Origin of the sequence: Alteriqipengyuania lutimaris (genome assembly GCF_003363135.1) — a bacterium.
Taxonomy (GTDB): Bacteria; Pseudomonadota; Alphaproteobacteria; order Sphingomonadales; family Sphingomonadaceae; genus Alteriqipengyuania; species Alteriqipengyuania lutimaris.
The window spans coordinates 327,708-343,186 of sequence record NZ_QRBB01000001.1 but is presented as its reverse complement, the minus strand read 5'-3'; the positions used below and the strand labels follow the sequence as shown (position 1 = coordinate 343,186).

Below are 15,479 nucleotides of genomic sequence, written 5' to 3'. Positions count from 1 at the left end.
ATTCATAGATCACGTAGGGGAAAGGGGCGAGCTCTTAGGATTTTTGACTACATGCGCGATGTGCTGGCCCGAGAGGTCAGTATCCCTCTCGAACCTAATTCGACATTTCAGCGGAAAAGTGGATGCAATCTTGACGAAGCAAGATGCAGCGATCAGGATGCCCTATCTTCGGGTCGCACAGGCGGCCAGCCGGGCTTTCCCTTTCAAGACGTGATCGAGCATGAGCTTTTCCGCCAACACCGCATCATCGTCGCGTATCGCCGCCAGGATCGCTTCGTGATCGGCTTGCGAGTCGACGATATGCTCCGGCGGCTCAGCCGGTATCTCGCGGAATCGTTTCGGGACGAACTTGGATACGGCAGGCGAGGTTCGCGCGATGTCTCCGAAAATCGGGTGTATCAGCGTCATTCGCACGGCGTTGCGCATGGTCGCGTTTCGCGAAGCCCTCACGATCAGCGAGTGAAAGCCGCGGTTCGCTTCGTACCAGGCATGCTCGATCTCTTCCGACCATCGGCCCCCGGCGATAATCGCTCGCCCGCTGTCAACATCCGCTTCGAGCGCGCCCAGCTCCTCTTCGCTCCATCCGTAATCGACGGAAAGCCCGCAGGCGCGCGCTTCGAGCACCGCGCGCGCCTCGACCGCATCGAGAATATCGCGAAAGCCGATATCTCTTACCGTGTAGCCGCGATTCATGCTGTGGCTGACGAGGCCTTCGGCGGTGAGAACTGCCAGTGCACTGCGGACGGGCGTTCGCGAGACACCCAGATCCTTCGCGATCGCCTCCGCCGCGAGGCGGGCGCCCGGCCCGATCGTGCCGGTCACGATAAGCTCGCGGACCTGCGTAAGAACAGTCGTGGTGGCGGGTTCGGCGCTGGGCATGTCCATCGTGGTCGCCCCGTCTTCGATCGATTTCATAGGCATGAGGATAGGCTCCGCCTGTGTCGAGCGAAAGCCTAAATTGCATCCAATCAGGCGCACGGAGAGGCGCGACGTACACGGAATAGGGAGAGGACGTAATGCTAGCCTGGCTCGGCTTCGCCACTGTATTGACCTTCGTGGCATTGATCATGACCAAGCGGTTATCCGCAGTGGTCGCGCTGATTGCGGTGCCGATTGTTTTCGGTCTCGTCGCGGGAGCCGGCTCGGGCATCGGCGACATGATGCTGGAAGGCATCCTCCAGGTCGCACCCATCGCGCTGCTGCTGTCTTTCGCGATCCTCTATTTCGGGATCATGATGGATGCCGGCCTTTTCGATCCGCTGGTCAAGGCGATCCTGAGCCGCGTGGGGACCGATCCGCTAAAGATCGCGATGGGCACCGCGATCATGGCTTCGCTGGTATCGATCGACGGCGATGGCACCACCACCGCACTGATCGTGATTACCGCGCTGCTCCCGGTCTATCGCAATATCGGCATGAATGTCCTGATCCTCGCGACGCTTTTGGGTTTGACCAACTCGCTCATGAACTTTGTCCCTTGGGGCGGGCCTGCCGCACGCGCCGCTGCGGCGCTCGACGTCGATCTCGTGAGCGGCATTTTCGTCCCGCTCATCCCCGCCGTTCTCGTGGGACTTGCAGCAACATTCGGGTTGGCGTGGTCCTTCGGACTGAGCGAACGCAAGCGTCTTGCCTATTCGCCCGCTTCGGAAGACGCGCAGCCGGTCGAAATCGATTTCGGCGAGCGGCCCGAGCGCCGACCGAAGCTCTTCTGGTTCAATCTGGCGCTGACCCTGCTGCTGGTCCTCGGAATGATCACTGGCATCGCGCCACTGCCGGCCCTCATGATGGGCGGCTTCGCCATCGCGGTGACGGTCAATTATCCCTCGCTCGATCAGCAGCGTGAGCGGCTGGGCTCGCACGCGGAGAACCTGATGATGGTTGTGGCGCTCATCTTCGCCGCCGGCTCCTTTACGGGCATCGTCCAAGGCACGGGGATGCTGGATGCCATGGGTGGAGCCCTGGTGACCGTCGTGCCGCCTTCGATGGGTGCCTACCTCGCCCCAATCACCGCATTGCTCAGCCTGCCGCTGACCTTCCTGATGTCGAACGATGCTTACTATTTCGGAATCGTGCCGGTGGTCGCCCAGACGGCCGCAGAATATGGCGTTCCGGCAGATGCGATCGCTCGCGCTTCGCTGCTGGGCCAGCCGGTTCATGCCCTCAGCCCGCTGCTCGCACCGATCTACCTGGCTTGCGGGCTATTGGGCGTGGAGGTCGGCGATGCGCAACGGTTTGCTCTGAAATATGCGGTTGGCATCTCGCTGATCGTCATTGTGGCTGCGCTCTTGACCATGGCTATCCCGCTGCGCGTGTGAGTCATTGGGCGGTGCGCCACGGCGGTCGGCGTAGTGACCGTTTGGCAGCAGAAGCCTAAGCTTCTCATAGAACAGATGGCCCCTTATTCCGGAAGGAGAGAACGGCAGCTTTCAGGGCGTCGCCCTTGCGGCTTGAAGGTCCAGAATTGGGGCGCAAAGCTACCTTCTCCGGGAGGCAATCAAGCTAATCGACGATCTGCGAGACTGAACTTATATTGCCTCAACGCGCGTTCCGCGCTCCAAGGCTTGTATGGAAATCTTGGACAATATCAGCTCGCTATTCGGAGAGGATTTGCTCAATGAGCTCCGCGATAAGCAATCGGTCAAAATTGCCGCTGCTTCGTTCTCAATTCATGCCTTTGCGGCATTGGAGGATCAGCTTCGGCAGCTGGACCAGTTTGAGTTCGTCTTCACCGGTCCCTCGTTCGCTACCGATCATTGGTCCGGAAAGGCCCAGCATAGGGAATTTATAATCCCTCCCGTCAAGAATCAAAGGGATCTTGCTGGAACGCCGTTCGAGATACGCCTGCGAAACAAGATGACTACGCGAGCTTTAGCGCGTCAGTGTGCAGACTGGATACGCACGGAAGGCAGGTTCAAGTCGAATGCCAGAGATCCAATCCCGTCATTTCTTTGCGCAAGCGGTGCGTCATCCAGTACGTTGTATACCGGTCTTCATGGCTTCACGACGGCCGACCTAGGTTACCAACCTGGCAATTTAACGATGATCAACAAGATCACAGATCATCCTGCGGTCAGCAGATATAGTGTCTTCTTCGACCAAACCTGGAGCGAACCCGATCGACTAGAGGATGTGACCGAGGCGCTCTGTGGGCAGCTTCAGCAGGTTTACGCCGAGAATTCTCCCGCATCCATATATCACTTTATGCTCTCCATCATCTTCCGGACTTTCTTGGAGGACACCAACGAAGATCTTTTGCCTGATGATCGGATCGGATTTCGTGAAACCAAATTTTGGAACACGCTATACAAGTTTCAGAAGGACGCGGCACTTGGCTTGATCAACAAGCTAGAGACCTTGAATGGCTGCATCCTAGCTGACAGCGTCGGCCTCGGGAAGACGTTCACCGCACTCGCGGTCATAAAATACTACGAGCTTCGCAACAAATCGGTCTTAGCCTTGATGTGATTACCCTTATGACTATCTAATTTTTCTTCGGCAAGTTGGCTTTTTCAACCGCCCGGCACGGTGTGTATGCCTTCGCAATGATCTCGCGGTGGTCGAGTGCATGTCCGGCGCCAGCGGTCGCCGATCGCGGCTTGACCCCAACACCGGCTTTCTCCAGCATCGGTTGCAAACAGCTACGTATGGGAGAGAGACATGAGCGACGACGTGCTGACGCAGGTCAGGGATGGCATGATAATCATCACGATCAACCGGCCCGACGCCAAAAATGCCATGAACAAGGCGGCGGCGGAGGGGATTGCCGCAGCGCTCGACCGGCTCGATGCCGAGGACGATCTGCGGGTGGCGATCCTGACCGGCGCGGGAGGGACGTTCTGTTCGGGCATGGACCTCAAGGGCTTCCTGCGCGGCGAGAGCCCGATCGTGGAAGGACGCGGCTTCGGCGGGCTGACGCAGAAGAGCCCGGCCAAGCCGGTGATCGCGGCGGTCGAAGGCTACGCGCTGGCGGGCGGGCTCGAACTGATGATCTCGTGCGACATGGTGGTCGCCCACACCAACGCGAAATTCGGCATTCCCGAAGCCAAGCGCGGCCTCGTTGCGGCGGCCGGCGGCCTGATGAAACTGCCCGACCAGATCCCGCACAAGGTCGCGATGGAGCTGGCGCTGACCGGCGATTTCATCGATGCGCCCCGCGCCTATGAGCTGGGCCTCGTCAACAAGGTGACCGATGGCAGCGTGCTGGACGGCGCGATGGAGCTGGCGAAGGCAGTTGCCGCCAACGGCCCGCTCGCGGTCAAGGTCTCCAAGCAGGTGATCGAGGAATCGCGCGGCTGGAGCCTCGAATCCCGGTGGGACGAACAGGCCAAGCTGATGCCCCAGATCTTCATGAGCGAGGATGCGCGCGAAGGCGCGGCCGCCTTTGCCGAGAAGCGCGCGCCGAACTGGAAGGGCAAGTAATGCCCGGCCCGCTCGAGGGCCTGCGCATCGTCGAATTCGCGGGCATCGGACCGGGCCCGTTCTGTGGGATGATGCTGGCCGACCACGGCGCGGAGGTGATCCGCATCGACCGGGCGAGCGGCGGGCGCGGGGGTTCGCAGCCGGTCTCGACCAAGGATGTGCTCGCGCGCGGGCGCAAGTCGATCGCGCTCGACCTGAAGAGCGAGCAGGGCATCGCGCTTGCCCGCAAGCTGTGCGGCAGTGCCGACGGCCTGATCGAGGGGTTCCGACCCGGCGTGATGGAGCGGCTGGGGCTGGGGCCGGACGTGCTCCTCGCCGACAATCCCGGGCTGGTCTACGGGCGGATGACCGGCTGGGGGCAGACCGGGCCCTATGCGGCCTATGCCGGTCACGATATCAACTACATCGCGCTCGCCGGGGCGCTCGCCCATTTCGGGCGTGCGGGTGCAAAACCGACGCCGCCGATCAACATGGTCGGCGATTTCGGCGGCGGCGGTATGATGCTCGCCTTCGGCATGGTCTCGGCGCTGCTCGCGGTCGCGCGCGGACGGGAGGGCCAGGTCATCGACGCCGCGATGACCGATGGGACCGCGGTGCTGATGGCGATGATCCACGGCATGGCGAACCAGGGCCTGTGGCGCGAGGAAGCGGGGGCCAACCTGCTCGATACCGGCGCGCATTTCTACGATGTCTACGAGACCGCAGACGGCAAGTTCGTCAGCATCGGCAGCATCGAACCGCAATTCTATGCGCAGCTGCGCGCGCGGCTGGGCCTCGCCGAAGACACCGAGTTCGATCCGCAGATGAACCCCGCGCAATGGCCCGTGCTGAAGGAGAAGCTCGCCGGGATCTTCAGGAGCAGGACGCGCGCCGAGTGGGATGCGCTGCTGGAACATAGCGACGTCTGCTACGCCCCCGTCCTGACCATGAGCGAGGCGCGCGAGCATCCGCACAACGCGGCGCGCGAGACCTTCGTCGATGTCGCCGGATCGCCCCAACCCGCGCCCGCGCCGCGCTATTCGGGCACGGCGACCGATACGCCGTCGCCTGCGCCGATGCCGGGCGAAGACACCGACGCGATCCTGGGCGGACTGGGGCTCGATGAGAGCGAGATCGCGGGCCTGCGGCAAACCGGCACCATCGCGTAACCGCACCGGCCACGCCGTGGCTCGCACGCGGGCCAATCTAGATTGCGAAACGCAACCGATTTGGTAGGCTCGCCGGCAAAACATTACCTTTGGAGAGGAATATCATGGCCGCGATCGACGTACCCCAGCCCGCCTTCATGGACGACGAGGAGATTTCGATCTTCGCCGATGCCGTGGGCAAGTTCTACGAAAAGCACGCCCCCGAAAAGCGCGTCCTCAAATGGCGCGAGGATGGTCAGGTCGAACGCGAGTTCTGGAACGAGGCGGGGGCCGCGGGGCTGCTCGGCGCCTCGGTGCCCGAGGAATATGGCGGCCACGGCGGCGATTTCCGGCACGAGATGGTGGTGATCGACAAGCAGGGCGAACATGGCGTCGAAGGCTTTGCCGCCAGCCTGCACAACACGATCATCCTGCCCTATCTGGTGCGCCACGGGACCGAGGAGCAGAAGAAAAAGTACCTGCCGAGGCTGGTCAGCGGCGAGCTGGTGAGCGCGATCGCCATGACCGAGCCGGGCGTCGGGTCGGACCTGCAATCGATCACCACGACCGCGCTGAAGGACGGCAACGGCTACCGCATCAACGGGTCCAAGACCTATATCTCGAACGGGCAGACCGCCGATTTCATCATCGTCGTCGCCAAGACCGACCCGAACGAGCGGGCCAAGGGCATCTCGCTGATGCTGCTCGAGACCGAGGGCGCCGAAGGTTTCCAGCGCGGCAAGAAGCTCGACAAGATCGGGCTCGATGCGCAGGACACCTCGGAGCTGTTCTTCGACGACGTGTTCGTGCCTGCGGAGAACGTGCTCGGCGGGGAGGAAGGCAAGGGCTTCTACCAGCTGATGGGCGAATTGCCGCAGGAACGGCTGATCATCGCGATGGGCGCGATGACCACGATCGAGCGCGCGCTGGAGGAAACGATTGCCTTCACCAAGGAGCGCAAGGCCTTCGGCAAGACGATCTGGGATTTCCAGAACACGCAGTTCACTCTCGCCGACCTGAAGGCGCGCGGCACCGCGGCGAAAATCTTCGTCAACGACTGCATTGCCAAGCATCTGGAGGGCAAGCTGGACGTGCCGACCGCGTGCATGGCGAAATACTGGGTGACCGAACTGCAGGGCGAGGTCGTCGACAAGTGCCTGCAGCTGCACGGGGGCAGCGGCTACATCAACGACTACCCCATCGCGCGCATGTTCCGCGACAGCCGCATCAGCCGCATCTTCGGCGGGTCGAACGAAATCATGAAGATGGTGATCGCGCGAAGTATGTGAGCTGCCGCATGCCGCATCGCACCCGCCGTCGACCTGGGCCGTTAACCTGTTGCGGCGGGCGTGTGCCCGGAATGGGACGGAGCCTCCGGCACGCTTGCCGGGGGCTTTTTCCTGCGCCTTCATACGGGCCAGGTCGCACCGAATCACGTACGCAGACACAGCGGACAGGGGAGCGCATCGATGGCCGTCATCGCGGTTTACAGCATGAAAGGCGGGGTCGGGAAAACGACCATGGCGGTCGACCTCGCGTGGCGCTTCTCGCAGCGCGGGGGGCACGAGACGCTGCTCTTCGACCTCGATCCGCAGGGCGGGGCCGGGTTCCTGCTGGGCCACGAAGAGCGCAAGGTCCAGCGCGCGATCTGCGCCTTCCACCACGCCCGCGCCCCGCGCGACCTGCTCGAGCCGACGAAGTTCGACCGGCTGTCGCTGATCGGCGCGGACCAGAGCCTGCGCGACCTGCCGGTCCAGCTGGCGCGGATCGGTACCAGGAAGCGGCTGGCGCAGATGCTGGGCTTCATGAAGGGCGAGTATCCGCGGATCGTGCTCGACTGCCCGCCGATGATCAACGAGGTGAGCGAGCAGATCATGGAAGCGGCCGACCTGATCGTGGTGCCGCTGCCCGCCTCGCCGCTCGCCGCGCGGGCCTTCGGCTTCATCCGCAACGAACTGGCGAAGCGCCCGGGGCATCCGCCGGTTCTTCCGGTGCTGTCGATGTACGACCAGCGCCGCAAGCTGCACCGCTGGGTGCGCGAGAATGCCGCCGCCAACTGGCCGGTGATCCCGCAAAGCTCCTATGTCGAGCAGGTCGCGGTGCGGCGCGAGCCGATCGCCGCCTTCGCCAACTGGTCGCCCGCCTCGCAGGGGTTCGATCAGCTGCACGCCGCGCTCGAAGCCAAGCTCGCGCAGATGGGTCTCGGCGGCCCTCCGTCCGGCAGCGGGCAGCGCTCGCTGCCGCAGGCCGATAGCGGGCGCGCGCCCGCGCCGCAAAGCGACCGATCGCGCGTTGTCGCGATCCGCGACACGGCGGCGCAGCGGCCCGCCCGCCCGGCCCCCGATCGGGCCGATGCGAGGCAGGTTCCGCCGCCTGCCGGCGAAGGTCTCAGCCGCCGCGCCTTCAGCTTCTGATCGTCCTTGCGCCATGCGGGTACATTCCTTGGACCCCTGACCCCCGGCACAACTTGTCATTCATCCCCTTGCGCCTACATTCGCAAGCGAAAGGACTCGGTTTTTCATGAGCGAACAGAACACGCCCGACGGGCAGGGGCCCAATGGTTCGGGTGGGGGCGGCCCCAACCCCTGGATCCGCAGCCTGATGATCTGGGGCGGGATATTCCTCGCCCTGCTGCTCGCGGTGAGCATGTTCGGCGGCGCGAGCGAGAGCGCGGGCACGCAGATCAGCTATTCCGATTTCCGCGAACGCGTGGGCAGCGGAACGGTGGAAGAGGTGCAGATCGCCGACGATCGCATCACCGGCACGCTCAAGAACGGCGAGACCTTCAGCACCGTCCCGGTGCGCAACGATACCAGCCTGACGACGCTGCTCGAAGACAATGGCGTGACCTATTCGGGCACGCCTAGCGAAGAGCCCAACCTCCTCCTCTACATCCTGCTGCAATCGCTCCCGTTCCTGCTCATCCTCGGCATCGCGTTCTTCGCGCTGCGGCAGGTGCAGAAGAACGGCGGCGCGGGCGGCGCGATGGGCTTCGGCAAGTCCAAGGCCAAGATGCTGACCGAAAAGCAGGGCCGGGTGACGTTCAAGGACGTCGCCGGGATCGACGAGGCGCGCGAAGAACTGGAAGAGATCGTCGAGTTCCTCAAGGATCCGCAGCGCTTCTCCAAGCTCGGCGGCACGATTCCCAAGGGCGCGCTGCTGGTCGGCTCGCCCGGTACCGGTAAGACGCTGCTCGCACGCGCGATCGCGGGCGAAGCGGGCGTGCCCTTCTTCACCATTTCGGGCTCCGACTTCGTCGAGATGTTCGTGGGCGTCGGCGCCAGCCGCGTGCGCGACATGTTCGAACAGGCGAAGAAGAACGCGCCGTGCATCCTGTTCATCGACGAAATCGACGCCGTCGGCCGTTCGCGCGGCCACGGCCTCGGCAACTCGAACGACGAGCGCGAGCAGACGCTGAACCAGCTGCTGGTCGAGATGGACGGGTTCGAGGCCAACGAAGGCATCATCATCATCGCGGCGACCAACCGCCCCGACGTGCTCGACCCCGCGCTGCTGCGCCCAGGCCGGTTCGACCGTCAGGTCGTGGTGCCCGTGCCCGACATCGACGGGCGCGAGAAGATCCTCGACGTGCACATGAAGAAAGTGCCGCTGGCGCCCGACGTGAACCCGCGCACCATTGCGCGCGGCACGCCCGGCTTCTCGGGCGCGGACCTCGCCAATCTCGTGAACGAAGCCGCGCTGCTGGCGGCGCGTCGCAACAAGCGGCTGGTCGCGATGCAGGAATTCGAGGACGCGAAGGACAAGGTCATGATGGGCAGCGAACGCCGCTCCATGGTTATGACCGACGACGAGAAGAAGATGACCGCCTATCACGAGGCGGGCCATGCCCTCGTCGGCATCAACGAGCCTGCCTCTGACCCGATTCACAAGGCGACGATCATTCCGCGCGGCCGCGCGCTGGGCATGGTGATGCGCCTGCCCGAGCGGGACAATTACTCCTACCACCGCGACAAGATGCATGCCGACCTCGCCGTCGCCATGGGTGGCCGCGTGGCCGAGGAGATCATCTTCGGGCACGACAAGGTCAGCTCGGGCGCCTCGTCCGACATCCAGTACGCCACTTCGCTGGCGCGCAACATGGTGACCAAGTGGGGCATGAGCGAGAAGCTCGGTCCGCTGCAGTACGAGGAGCAGCAGGAAGGCTATCTCGGCATGGGGCAGTCCGCGCGCACGATGGGTTCCGGCGACACCAACAAGCTGATCGACGCGGAAATCCGCGCGCTGGTCGAAGGCGCGCACAAGCGGGCGACCCAGATCCTGACCGACAAGGAAGACCAGCTCCACCTGCTCGCCCAGGCGATGCTCGAGTACGAGACGCTGACCGGCGACGAGATCGACCAGCTTCTGAAGGACGGCAAGCTCGATCGGCCCGACGAGCCCAAGGGGCCGAGCAATCCGCGCCCCGTTGGCGGATCGGCCGTGCCCAAGGCCGGCAAGCGCTTCGGCGGAGAAGGCGGAACGAGCCCGCAGGGGGCGTGAAAGAACCTCCTGTAGATAAATTGGGTAAATTACCCGGCTTTCGAATCGGAGGCTGATATTTAGTCTGCCCCCCGATGGGGGTGATCAAAAAGATCTTCGAGCATCGGGTGCGGACAATAGTGCCTTTGGCTGCGGTGGCAGTCGGAGTATTGTGGCTCCTACTGGCCGTGAACGGCGGCAGGTCCGTCGCGCTGGTCCTCGCACTTGCTCTAATTATTCTCGGTCTTGGCGCTGTGCTTTTGAAGGCTGGGAACGACACTCGTCATAGTGTTGAGGGTCTCGCAGCAGCTCTTTCGTGCGTCGCCCTGGTTCTTGCGGGATATTGGTATTTCGTCGAACGCCGCGGCTATCCGAAGTTGAACATACAACCAGAAATCCGCACTTGGCCGATCGAGGGCGATTTGGCGTTTGTTCGTGTAGAAGTGCGACTTGAAAACGTCGGCGACACCGCAGTTACATTAGAGCCGGAAAATACGGTTCGGCTTGAAATCGGCCAAGCCATCCCCTTCACCGGAAAGGACGAGCGGAAGCTTCGTGCGCAGGCTTCGAAAGATCGGCTTTATTCAGGCGATCTGGAAATTATCAATACATCCAAGTGGCCCCGCCGTGCCGTATTCAAGGAGGGTCTGGACCTGCGGGTAGAGTCCGGGGAGGTCGACCGGATTTATTTCAAGGCAATCGTGCCTTGCGAGCCGGGTTTGGTTTCATCCGTGAGAGTCGATATCCCTATTAAGGCGAGTCCCCTTCTTCGGTTTTTCGATCCTGAGAAACGGGAGTTGAACTGGCGTGCACAGGCATTGTCCGAACCCCTTGAAGCTTGTGAACCAAATGCTGGAGGATGAGATGAAAAGACTTACTTTTCTGTTGGTTACTCCTATCGCCCTTTTTGCCTGCGGTGAGCCCGAGGGCGCCGAGACAGACCTCTCCACTCAGGACACCGTGGCCGAAGACGCCATGGCCGAAGACATCGTGGCCGACGACGCGATGACCGAAGACAGTGCCTATGCCGATGCTGAGGAAGAAGTGACTGAAGCTGAAGCCGACATTCCTGGTGGTGAAGACGAAGGAGATAGTGGTCCCGACGGATACTGATTAGGGTCCGATCACATCGACAGTTGGTCGGACTTGTTTCCATGGCACGCAAGCGCTTCGGCGGGGAAGGCGGACCAAGCCCACAGAGGGCTTGAACGGATAAGCTTCGATATCGCATGAGGCGCGTACCGGGTTCGGTACGCGCCTCTTTCGCATGAGGGCAAATCTTAGGCCATCGGATGCGAGGCGCCGACGCGACGCTCCGGCCTGCGCCGCCGCGTTTCGCTGCCGTTCATCGCGAACCGCACAGAACCTGCGCCGGTTCGACAATCGGAAGGGGTTTCCCATGCGGATGATTTTACGGCTCGTGACGGCAGGCGCGTTGAGCCTGGTGGTGGTGCCGGGCGTGGCCTCGGCCGGTCCGGCCTCCGTCAATGCCCAGCAATTCTACCTCGATGCGCAGGAACTGCTCGGCAAGGGCGTGGCGGCGATGTTCGACAAGCGGACCAAGCCGATGATGGCGTCGATGAAGGACGCGGGCGAGCGGGCGAGGAGCGCCAATGCCGCGGCCGAAAAGCGCGGTGCGCCGCTCTATTGCGTCAGCCCCCAGCAAAGGAAGAAGGGTATGAGCGCGCAGGATTCGATCAAGCTGCTCGGCCGCGTGCCCGAGGCGGAGCGCAAGCGCTCCACCCTCGCACAGGCGTGGCTGGCGGCATTGAAGCGCGAATATCCCTGCACCTAGCGCAGCTGCCTGGCGTGGGAACCGAAATCCGCGGGCGATGGTTAACGATTGCAAATTTCGAGAGGGAGTTCCTGCCGTGAAACGTCCGAATATTGCCGTGCTCGTTACGCTTGGCGCCGCTTCCCTGGCGCTTGCCGCCTGTTCCGAACAGACGCAGGCGGATGCGGAGGCCTTCGCCGAAGGGGCGGCTGCCGACACGGCCGCCAATGCCGAAGTCGTGCAGGAAAAGGTCGAGGACGCCGCGATCGTCGCGAGCGACGAGGTGAGCAAGGGTGCCGCCGAAATGCGCGACGAGATGGCCGAGGACGAGGCTTCGGAGCCGACGACGGACGAGCAGCTCGATGGGACCGACTGAGGGGCGGGGGCACCGCGCGTTCAGAACGCGCCGAGCACCACCAGCGCCTGCAAAAACAGCGACAGGATCACGATGATGAAAGTGCTCAGCACCATCGTGCGCCATGCCGCGCTGAAGCGTGACAGATCGTAGGCTCCGCGCAACTGGCGATAAATATGGATCGGTGGAAGGAAAGTGCCGATCGTCGCCAGCCAGCCGATATGCACGCCGACCTTGCCCAGTAGCGATAGCGCGATGAACAGCAGCGACATGAAGGCCAGCGAATAGGTCACGAAAATCGCGTGATCATATGCCTTGAAACGACGCTTCCACGCGAACAGGATCCACACGAAGGGCAGCGAGAGCGGGATCAGCAGCCACGAGAACTTGTAGCTGTTCGACTGAAGCTTGTAGAGCATCAGCTCCGGGTGCTTGCGCCACTTCTCGTTCAGCTTCTTGAGCAGCGGGAAATTGGAATCGCCGGTGACGGTATACCCGGTCTTGGTGCCTGCCACCGGGTCGCCCATGATGATTTCACGGCCCCGGTCCATGCTTGAGATGCTCTCATCGATCTCGGCGATCTCGCTGCGGAGGTCTGCGATCTCCTGATTTTCGGAGTCTCCAGCAGCCGCGCCGGCTTCGGCCCCGGTTTCTGCTCCTGTCCCGGTATCGGTCCCCGTCTGCGCCTCCGCCTCGCGCTCGGCCGCAGCGTCTGCCTGTGCTTCGGCCAGCTCTTCGCGCAGCTCCTCGCGGTCTTCGACCAGTTCTTCGCGCAGTTCGGCCATGTCCTCGCCGATCTTGGACATGCTCGCACCGCCGAAGTCTGTCGGCGTGGTGAAGCCGATCGCCTGGAAGATCGCGAACATCAGGAAGACGCTGAACAGGAACATCGCCATGGGCGAGACGAAATCCGCCCGCTCCCCGTCGATATAGCGGCGGGTGAGCTTGCCCGGACGAAGGGTGAGCTCGGGCAGGGTGCGCCACAGCTTTCCATCGAGATGGAGCACGCCATGCAGCAGGTCGTGGCCCACGGCCGCCAGCGTGCGATGGAGGTGCGCCTGCTGGCCGCACTCGTGGCAGTGCGGGCCGATCAGATGGGTGCCGCAGTTGAGGCAGTCTTCCTCGGTGAAATGACCGGGACCGGCCGAACCATCGCCTCCGCCGTCCGCCTTTGCGCGCCACCCGTTCCTGCGCGAGATCGCGCGCGCGAACAGTCCGCCCTCGGTTGCCGTGCCGATCGCTTCGGGAATATCACTCATTCGTATCAAGCCCCCGGCGCATTCTTAGCATCGTGTTTTCCAAGGTCGATAGGCATTCGCGCGCGTCAGGGCAGCAGACCGAGGCCCAGCAGCAGTTCGCGCGCCAGCATCAGCGCGACGGTGAGGATGACGAGGATCGGGCCGAGCCGCAACAGCGTTGCCGCGCGGTCCAGCCGAGCATGTTCGGCGAGCAGCCATGCGTTGAGCACGACGATGGCGGTCGCCAGCGGAGCGAAGGCGAAGGGAGCGGGCACGCCGAGGCGATAGGCTGTCACCGCCAGCGCGATCAGACCGGCCGAACCGCCCAGCGCGCGCGCGCCGAAGTGCAGTGCCCAGCGCCTGTCGCGGCCTTCGGTATGCGGGCAGGCAAGCCGCGAGGCGAACGCGCCGACCGGCAGCATCAGCCAGCCGAGCACCCACAGCTTGCCGAGAAATGCGAGCGCGACCGCACCGCCGCGCTCCACCCGAAGCTGCTCGGGCGGGGCCGCTTCGCCGCGCCGCCATGCAAGCCCTGCCTGTTCGAGGAAGAAGGCGGCGGAGCGCGCACGCTCGTGCCGTTCGGCATCGCCGGGTGGCGGTTCGCCCGGCTCGCCGGCCTGCGTGACCTTTGAAAATGCCTGGTTGCCATCGGCAAGCGCGCTCTCGATCGCGCGATCCTCGCCCAAGCGCCCCCTCGGCTCGCTCGCCAGGTCGATCGCCAGCAGCAGGATCATCCCGGCGAGAAACACCATCAGGGTGCGCGCGACCGGATCGCGCGAGACAAGTCTCGCGGTGGGCAATTGCAGGGTTTCGGGATCGGGGCTCGCCATGTTCCCATCTCATAGCGATGCGCAGCGCGTTGACCAGTTCGCAGCAGCGCACGCTGCGGGAACGTATAGCGAACATCATCCGTTCGATGGTCGAAGGAGACGACACATGGAATCGATCAACGAGCATCCCAAGGCAGAGCCGGTATCCAATGCCGAAAAGGACCCCGAGAACTGGACCACCGGCGACGAGGCGATGACCGGTGCGCAGGAGAGTTACCTCAAGACGCTCGCCGAAGAGGCGGGCGAACCCGACGCCTTCGATCCGAAACTGTCCAAGGCCGACGCCTCGCTGCGGATCGATGCGCTGCAGGAGAAGACCGGACGCGGGGCCTAGCGCTTCGCCAGCTTGCGCTCGACATCGGTCCACAGCGTCTTGAACGCCCGGGCCGCAGGGCTGCGCGGATCGAAGGTGCCGACCGGCGCCTGGCGCGTGGCACATTGTTCGATCGCGCTCGACGCCGGAACGACCGGCCATTTCGCATGGTCCTGCGCCGCCTCGCGGTGGAGCGTGCGGCGGCGGTCGATCATCGAAAAGACGGGCATGATCGGCGGGGCCTTCTTGCCCTCCGCCTCCACCTCCTCGCGCACGGTATCGAGCGCGCGGGCGGATAGCGGCGAGGGCGGGATCGGCACGATGATCAGGTCGGCCGCGCGCACGATCTGGCTCGACAGCTCGCTCAGCACCGGCGGGCAGTCGAGCACCAGCCGGTCGTAGTTCTTCATGAGATCGGCGGTCAGCTTCGCGATGCGGTTCTTCTTGCCGATCTCTGCCAGCTGCACGTCGAGCGCGCGGATCGATTCGTCGGCGGGCAGCAGGTCGAGCCGGGGATAGGCGGTCTTGCGGATGAGCTTGGCGGGATCGATTTCCTTGCTGATGACGCTCGTCGCGCGCCTCTTCTTCCTGGGGTCGACGCCGAGCAGGAAGCCCGCGCCGCCTGCCGCATCGAGATCCCACAAAAGCGTGCGCCGGCTGGAATGGGTCGCCGCGCACCACGCCAGGTTGGCCGCGAAGGTCGTCTTCCCGACCCCGCCCTTGACGCTGTAAATCGCAACGACCGCCATAGCTGCATCTCCCTTCCCGCGTGAGGCCCGCAGATTGTGTCGAGACGGTTACAAACACAGTGTGAACCGCGTCGCAATCGCCGGTGTTCGGCAAAGGGACAGGCGAGGGGGACACGCGAGGCGCATGAAAAAGGGGCGGCGCCCCGGAAGGCCCGCCCCTTTTCGTTTATAGAAGCACCGGTTTTGCAGCCGGGC

Annotated in this window: 16 protein-coding genes; 12 read left to right on the top strand and 4 right to left on the bottom strand. The window is 63.5% G+C overall.

Features of this window, described 5'->3' with window-relative positions:
- Positions 1 to 162: 162 nt before the first annotated feature.
- A complete protein-coding gene (locus tag DL238_RS01630; RefSeq protein WP_199798025.1) occupies positions 163 to 915 on the bottom strand; it encodes a GntR family transcriptional regulator in 753 nt (250 codons plus the stop codon).
- 101 nt (positions 916 to 1,016) lie between these two features.
- Between DL238_RS01630 and DL238_RS01625 the strand changes: the two genes are divergently transcribed.
- From DL238_RS01625 to DL238_RS01575, 11 genes are all read left to right on the top strand, one after another.
- Positions 1,017 to 2,315, top strand: coding sequence for a CitMHS family transporter (locus tag DL238_RS01625; protein ID WP_115490666.1), 1,299 nt, complete (start codon positions 1,017 to 1,019; stop codon positions 2,313 to 2,315).
- 250 nt (positions 2,316 to 2,565) lie between these two features.
- On the top strand, positions 2,566 to 3,465 hold the full coding sequence (locus DL238_RS16285; protein ID WP_115490665.1) for a hypothetical protein: 900 nt from the start codon (positions 2,566 to 2,568) through the stop codon (positions 3,463 to 3,465).
- Between the two features lie 192 nt (positions 3,466 to 3,657).
- Positions 3,658 to 4,419, top strand: coding sequence for a crotonase/enoyl-CoA hydratase family protein (locus DL238_RS01615; RefSeq protein ID WP_115490664.1), 762 nt, complete (start codon positions 3,658 to 3,660; stop codon positions 4,417 to 4,419).
- A complete protein-coding gene (locus DL238_RS01610; RefSeq protein WP_115490663.1) occupies positions 4,419 to 5,567 on the top strand; it encodes a CaiB/BaiF CoA transferase family protein in 1,149 nt (382 codons plus the stop codon). The genes DL238_RS01615 and DL238_RS01610 overlap by 1 nt, the downstream gene beginning before the upstream one ends.
- Positions 5,568 to 5,671: 104 nt before the next feature.
- Positions 5,672 to 6,835 carry an acyl-CoA dehydrogenase family protein gene (locus tag DL238_RS01605; RefSeq protein ID WP_115490662.1) on the top strand — a complete coding sequence of 388 codons (1,164 nt, stop codon included), beginning with the start codon at positions 5,672 to 5,674 and terminating at the stop codon, positions 6,833 to 6,835.
- A 180-nt stretch (positions 6,836 to 7,015) separates the two neighbouring features.
- Complete coding sequence (locus DL238_RS01600; RefSeq protein WP_115490661.1) at positions 7,016 to 7,960, top strand: ParA family protein; 945 nt, start codon at positions 7,016 to 7,018, stop codon at positions 7,958 to 7,960.
- A 106-nt stretch (positions 7,961 to 8,066) separates the two neighbouring features.
- Positions 8,067 to 10,046, top strand: coding sequence for an ATP-dependent zinc metalloprotease FtsH (gene ftsH / locus DL238_RS01595; protein ID WP_115490660.1), 1,980 nt, complete (start codon positions 8,067 to 8,069; stop codon positions 10,044 to 10,046).
- Positions 10,047 to 10,120: 74 nt separating this feature from the next.
- On the top strand, positions 10,121 to 10,888 hold the full coding sequence (locus tag DL238_RS01590; RefSeq protein WP_115490659.1) for a hypothetical protein: 768 nt from the start codon (positions 10,121 to 10,123) through the stop codon (positions 10,886 to 10,888).
- 1 nt (position 10,889) lies between these two features.
- On the top strand, positions 10,890 to 11,138 hold the full coding sequence (locus DL238_RS01585) for a hypothetical protein (protein WP_147290969.1): 249 nt from the start codon (positions 10,890 to 10,892) through the stop codon (positions 11,136 to 11,138).
- A gap of 286 nt (positions 11,139 to 11,424) precedes the next feature.
- Positions 11,425 to 11,820: a hypothetical protein gene (locus DL238_RS01580; protein ID WP_115490657.1), complete on the top strand. Its 396-nt coding sequence runs from the start codon at positions 11,425 to 11,427 to the stop codon at positions 11,818 to 11,820.
- Between the two features lie 76 nt (positions 11,821 to 11,896).
- A complete protein-coding gene (locus DL238_RS01575) occupies positions 11,897 to 12,175 on the top strand; it encodes a hypothetical protein (RefSeq protein WP_115490656.1) in 279 nt (92 codons plus the stop codon).
- A 20-nt stretch (positions 12,176 to 12,195) separates the two neighbouring features.
- Here the strand turns inward: DL238_RS01575 and DL238_RS01570 are convergent, their stop codons facing one another.
- Together DL238_RS01570 and DL238_RS01565 are read right to left on the bottom strand one after the other, a co-directional pair.
- Positions 12,196 to 13,413, bottom strand: a complete 1,218-nt coding sequence (locus tag DL238_RS01570; RefSeq protein ID WP_115490655.1) for a DUF3667 domain-containing protein — start codon at positions 13,411 to 13,413, stop codon at positions 12,196 to 12,198.
- 65 nt (positions 13,414 to 13,478) lie between these two features.
- A complete protein-coding gene (locus DL238_RS01565; protein WP_115490654.1) occupies positions 13,479 to 14,222 on the bottom strand; it encodes a hypothetical protein in 744 nt (247 codons plus the stop codon).
- Between the two features lie 106 nt (positions 14,223 to 14,328).
- Here DL238_RS01565 and DL238_RS01560 point away from each other — a divergent pair, with 106 nt between their 5' ends.
- Positions 14,329 to 14,556, top strand: a complete 228-nt coding sequence (locus tag DL238_RS01560; protein WP_115490653.1) for a DUF3072 domain-containing protein — start codon at positions 14,329 to 14,331, stop codon at positions 14,554 to 14,556.
- Here the strand turns inward: DL238_RS01560 and DL238_RS01555 are convergent.
- Positions 14,553 to 15,284, bottom strand: a complete 732-nt coding sequence (locus DL238_RS01555; RefSeq protein ID WP_115490652.1) for a ParA family protein — start codon at positions 15,282 to 15,284, stop codon at positions 14,553 to 14,555. The two genes, DL238_RS01560 and DL238_RS01555, sit on opposite strands and share 4 nt — an antisense overlap.
- Between the last annotated feature and the right edge of the window lie 195 nt (positions 15,285 to 15,479).

Excerpts from the sequence above, each read along its gene's own strand:
- DL238_RS01565 (WP_115490654.1), bottom strand. The coding sequence starts at position 14,222 with ATGGCGAGCCCCGATCCCGAAACCCTGCAATTGCCCACCGCGAGACTT.
- DL238_RS01570 (WP_115490655.1), bottom strand. The coding sequence starts at position 13,413 with ATGAGTGATATTCCCGAAGCGATCGGCACGGCAACCGAGGGCGGACTG.
- DL238_RS01585 (WP_147290969.1), top strand. The coding sequence starts at position 10,890 with ATGAAAAGACTTACTTTTCTGTTGGTTACTCCTATCGCCCTTTTTGCC.
- DL238_RS16285 (WP_115490665.1), top strand. The coding sequence starts at position 2,566 with ATGGAAATCTTGGACAATATCAGCTCGCTATTCGGAGAGGATTTGCTC.
- DL238_RS01600 (WP_115490661.1), top strand. The coding sequence starts at position 7,016 with ATGGCCGTCATCGCGGTTTACAGCATGAAAGGCGGGGTCGGGAAAACG.
- DL238_RS01560 (WP_115490653.1), top strand. The coding sequence starts at position 14,329 with ATGGAATCGATCAACGAGCATCCCAAGGCAGAGCCGGTATCCAATGCC.
- DL238_RS01615 (WP_115490664.1), top strand. The coding sequence starts at position 3,658 with ATGAGCGACGACGTGCTGACGCAGGTCAGGGATGGCATGATAATCATC.
- DL238_RS01605 (WP_115490662.1), top strand. The coding sequence starts at position 5,672 with ATGGCCGCGATCGACGTACCCCAGCCCGCCTTCATGGACGACGAGGAG.
- DL238_RS01630 (WP_199798025.1), bottom strand. The coding sequence starts at position 915 with ATGAAATCGATCGAAGACGGGGCGACCACGATGGACATGCCCAGCGCC.
- DL238_RS01625 (WP_115490666.1), top strand. The coding sequence starts at position 1,017 with ATGCTAGCCTGGCTCGGCTTCGCCACTGTATTGACCTTCGTGGCATTG.
- ftsH (WP_115490660.1), top strand. The coding sequence starts at position 8,067 with ATGAGCGAACAGAACACGCCCGACGGGCAGGGGCCCAATGGTTCGGGT.
- DL238_RS01555 (WP_115490652.1), bottom strand. The coding sequence starts at position 15,284 with ATGGCGGTCGTTGCGATTTACAGCGTCAAGGGCGGGGTCGGGAAGACG.
- DL238_RS01590 (WP_115490659.1), top strand. The coding sequence starts at position 10,121 with ATGGGGGTGATCAAAAAGATCTTCGAGCATCGGGTGCGGACAATAGTG.
- DL238_RS01580 (WP_115490657.1), top strand. The coding sequence starts at position 11,425 with ATGCGGATGATTTTACGGCTCGTGACGGCAGGCGCGTTGAGCCTGGTG.
- DL238_RS01610 (WP_115490663.1), top strand. The coding sequence starts at position 4,419 with ATGCCCGGCCCGCTCGAGGGCCTGCGCATCGTCGAATTCGCGGGCATC.